Genomic DNA, 4012 nt, shown 5'->3' with positions numbered 1-4012 from the left:
GCTCGATGTGGGATTCGACTATGCATAGCGCTTGACGGCCAAGACGGTTGCTCAGCTGGTGTTGGGTGGTGAGGGCAAGGTGGATACCGCGGCGGCGAAAGCCAAGCCGGATGCTGGTGGAAGCAAGCGCTGAGATCCGGACATTTCATGAGCCCCACCTTGAGTGGGGCTTTTTGTATCTGCTGCGTCACTTTGAATCGCGGGTAAACCGTGCGGTTTGCTGCCTTCGGGTACAATTAATCCTTTGGTTCTTCACGCTGCCCGATATGATTACCGGCTCTCTCGTTGCCTTGCTGACCCCCATGAACGCGGATGGAAAGCTTGATCTGGTGCGTTTTCGCACGCTGATCGATTTCCACGTGAAAGAAGGGTCAGACGGATTGGTCGTCGTCGGAACCACAGGGGAGTCGCCCACGGTCACCGTCGAAGAGCATTGCGAGCTGATTCGGACTGCGGTTGAGCACGCAGCAGGGCGCCTGCCTGTAATCGCAGGAACCGGGGCGAACTCCACTCGGGAGGCAATCGAGTTGGCAAGGTTTGCCAAGCAGGTCGGAGCCCAGGCATCATTGTCTGTGGTGCCCTATTACAACAAACCGACCCAGGAGGGGCTCTATGGCCATTTCCGCAGTATTGCGGAGGCCGTGGATCTGCCGGTGATTTTGTACAACGTCCCTGGCCGTACGGTGGCGGATCTGCAGAACGATACGGTTCTGCGCCTGGCCAAGGTGCCGGGCATTATCGGCATCAAGGACGCCACCGGCAACATCGAGCGGATTACTGATCTTGCCATGCGCGCGCCCGAAGGATTTGCGCTTTACAGCGGTGACGACATGACAGCCATGGCATTCATGTTGTTGGGGGGGCACGGAGTGATCTCGGTCAGTGCCAACGTGGTGCCGCGTCTGGTGCACGAACTGTGCGAAGCGGCGTCCAGGGGGGATGTGGCGCAGGCCAACGCGATCAACAGGAAACTCTTCCTGCTCAATCGTGATCTCTTCGTCGAGGCCAATCCCATTCCCGCGAAGTGGGCAGCACAGCAAATCGGATTGATGGGAGGGGGGATCCGTTTGCCCCTTACCCAGCTGTCAGAAGGTTTTCATGAGCGCGTGCGTCTTGCCATGCGCGCGGCCGACATCCAGTTCTGAGAGGTTTTCATGCGTTCTACACTGCGAATCGGGGCAAGTGTTTGCCTGCTTGCCATGTTGGCTGCCTGTGGCGGCAAAAATGATCGGCCGACGATCGACTATCGTACCCCGGGGGCAAAGCCGGAAGACGCTTCAGCACGTCTTGAGGTACCGCCGGACCTGACTGCACCGACAAGGGACGAGCGTTATCTTTTGACTACGCCTGCAGTAACTGCAACGGCAGAGAGCGCTGCTGTAGTCAAACAGCCCGTGGAAGGGCAGGTGGTGCCCCAGGTTGCAAAGCAAGAAGCACCATCGGGAATCAGGATGCAGCGAGCGGGCACTCAGCGTTGGCTGGTTCTGCCCAATGCACGCATTGACCAGACGTGGCCGAAACTACTGGCTTTCTGGAAGGCCAATGGGTTCATCGTGTTGCAGGAAAATGCTGCAGTCGGCGTGATGATGACCGATTGGGCTGAAAATCGTGCCAAGCTCTATCAGGATCCGATCCAGAATGCCTTGGGGCGTGTACTGGGCTCCCTGATCAGTACGGGCGAGCGCGATCGTTTCCGGCTCCGTGTCGAGCGTATCGAACCTGGACAGTTGGAAATCTATATCAGCCATCAACGGCTGGAAGAGGTTGCCAAGGGAGATTTTGTTGATGGTACGATCTGGATGCCTCGTCCCGCAGATGTAGAGCTGGAGGCCGAGATGCTGCAGCGTCTGGTCGTGTACTTGGGAGTTGAGTCCCAGACGGCGCAACAGATTGTTGCGGAAAGCAAGGCGCCTCTTTCGGCTCAGGCAGAGCTGATTACGGCGACGAATGGCAGACAACAACTGCGTGTGAAGCAACCGCTTGACAGAGCATGGCGTCAGCTGGGGCTCGCACTGGATCGCGTCGGGGTTGTAGTGGAAGACCGCGACAGGGCCAAAAATTTGTACTCCGTGCGCCACCTTGCTGCAGAGCAAGAGAACAAGGAGAAGGAAGGTTTTTGGTCAAAACTGGCGTTCTGGCGTAGCAAACCTGCTTTGGGAACTAGCCAGTATCAGGTCAAGATCGAAGCTCGAGGCGAGCAGGAAAGCCTGATAAGCCTGCTGGACAAGGATGGGGCCCCAGCTCCCGCAGAGGCGACAAAACAGATTCTGGGTTTGTTGTTGGATCAGTTGAAATGATCTTTCTTTAAACCCAAAAAAGGCAGCCATGTGGCTGCCTTTTTTGTTGGGCCTCGCTGATAGAGCTATACGTAAAACTGTCGTTTTTACGGCGCCCGGCGACGTGTCCTGTCTTCTTGACGGAAGGCTGAACGGGATTCTCCTTCTCCAGCCTTGGCCGGCTTTCGCCCAGCGCCCATTCTGCGTTCCGCATTTGAGCGCGGGCGATCCGAGAAGCTCCGGGGGCGGTCGCTAAATCCACGAGGGCGTTCTGTGCCGCGGTGCTCGGGCTTGGCCCTGGGCTCCAGTCCGGCGATTTCGCTGGCTGGAATTTTTTGCGTGGTGAAGCGTTCGATCGCACGCAGTTTGGAGCGCTCGGCCGCGGTGGCGAGTGTGATGGCAATGCCACTGCGTCCGGCGCGGCCGGTACGGCCGATGCGGTGTACGTAGTCTTCCGGCTTCATCGGCATGCCGTAGTTGATCACGTGGCTGATGGTGGGTACATCGATACCGCGTGCGGCCACATCGGTCGCCACGAGGATCTTGATGTCACCGCGCCGCAGTCCGGTCAGCGTCCGGTTGCGTTTGCCTTGCGGCATGTCGCCATGCAAAGAGGCTGTAGCGAATCCCTTGTCGGCCAGCGTTTCGGAGAGCCATTCGGCGTCACGCTTGGTTGCCGCAAAAATGATGGCCTGGGTCAGTCCTTCGTTGCGCAGCAGGTGGTCGAGCAGGCGATTCTTGTGTGCCTGATCGTCAGCCCAGTGAACGCGTTGTTCGATGTCCGAATGGCGGTCGGTCTGATTGGCCAGTTCGATACGCTGAGGCTGCTTGAGCATGCTGGCAGCCAGACGCCCGACCTCGCCACCGAAGGTGGCCGAGAACATCAGTGTCTGAACTTCCTTGGGCAGTGTGGCGACGATCTGTTCGATATCTTCCTGGAAGCCCATGTCCAGCATGCGATCCGCTTCATCAAAGACAAGCATTTCACAGCGAGAGAAGTCGATCCGGCCGCTGCCGATGTAGTCGAGCAGACGTCCGGGAGTGGCTACCAGTACGTCGACCGGTTGGCGCAGCAGGCGCAATTGCGCAGGATAGGGCATGCCGCCGACCACGCTGACGATGGAAAGGCGACGCAGGCCACGGCCGTAAGTCTGTCCGGCTTTGGCGACTTGCTGGGCCAATTCACGAGTGGGGCAGAGCACCAGCACGCGTGGGCCGATGCTGCGTGCCCGGGGGTCGGATTGCAGACGCTGCAGCGCAGGCAGCATGAAGGCGGCGGTTTTGCCGCTGCCTGTGGCGGAAGAAACCATCAGATCTGCACCACTCAGGGCGGCCGGGATGGCTTGGGTCTGGACAGGCGTTGCGCTGGTATAGCCGGCGCGAGTCACTGCGCTGACCAGGGTGGGCGATAGCCCGAGGGTTTCGAACGACATCGGTTTCCTAAGGGAAAAGCGCAAAGCGGCCGCGGCCGCGTGGCGGCGGGCGGATGGTTGGCGCATAAGGCGCAGCAAGCAGTGCTGCGAACAGCATCGGCGCCAACCAGTACGACAAACGCGGAGATATTCCGGAAGCGGAAATCGGAATTGCGTGAGGAGGGGGTCAGAGACGATGAAACTGGTTGCACCGTATTCGGTACAACGCAAGGGGCGCCACTCTATCCCATAACCATCTGAATTGCACGTGAATCGCCCCGGGTTTCCTAGACAGCCCCGAGCTTCATGAAATACTGTTTTTCA

The 4012-nt window shown here is 58.8% G+C and carries 3 protein-coding genes; 2 read left to right on the top strand and 1 reads right to left on the bottom strand.

The features are described 5' to 3' along the window. The first annotated feature begins 266 nt into the window (after positions 1 to 266). Both dapA and bamC read left to right on the top strand, forming a co-directional pair. Positions 267 to 1145 (top strand): 4-hydroxy-tetrahydrodipicolinate synthase, encoded by an 879-nt coding sequence (gene dapA, locus BGI27_RS17485; protein WP_095526053.1) that lies wholly within the window; start codon positions 267 to 269, stop codon positions 1143 to 1145. Between the two features lie 9 nt (positions 1146 to 1154). Then, positions 1155 to 2297 (top strand): outer membrane protein assembly factor BamC, encoded by a 1143-nt coding sequence (gene bamC / locus BGI27_RS17480; protein ID WP_095526052.1) that lies wholly within the window; start codon positions 1155 to 1157, stop codon positions 2295 to 2297. Between the two features lie 86 nt (positions 2298 to 2383). On the opposite strand, the gene BGI27_RS17475 is transcribed toward bamC, so the two are convergent. Then, entirely contained in the window at positions 2384 to 3709 is a 1326-nt protein-coding gene (locus BGI27_RS17475; protein ID WP_095526051.1) for a DEAD/DEAH box helicase, read from the bottom strand. Between the last annotated feature and the right edge of the window lie 303 nt (positions 3710 to 4012).

The organism is Candidatus Dactylopiibacterium carminicum, from assembly GCF_014736495.1.
Lineage (GTDB): Bacteria > Pseudomonadota > Gammaproteobacteria > Burkholderiales > Rhodocyclaceae > Uliginosibacterium > Uliginosibacterium carminicum.
This window is presented reverse-complemented; position numbering and strand designations above follow the sequence as displayed.

What these genes read in the sequence shown, in the direction of transcription:
- dapA (WP_095526053.1), top strand. Translation starts at nt 267, where the DNA reads ATGATTACCGGCTCTCTCGTTGCCTTGCTGACCCCCATGAACGCGGAT.
- bamC (WP_095526052.1), top strand. Translation starts at nt 1,155, where the DNA reads ATGCGTTCTACACTGCGAATCGGGGCAAGTGTTTGCCTGCTTGCCATG.
- BGI27_RS17475 (WP_095526051.1), bottom strand. Translation starts at nt 3,709, where the DNA reads ATGTCGTTCGAAACCCTCGGGCTATCGCCCACCCTGGTCAGCGCAGTG.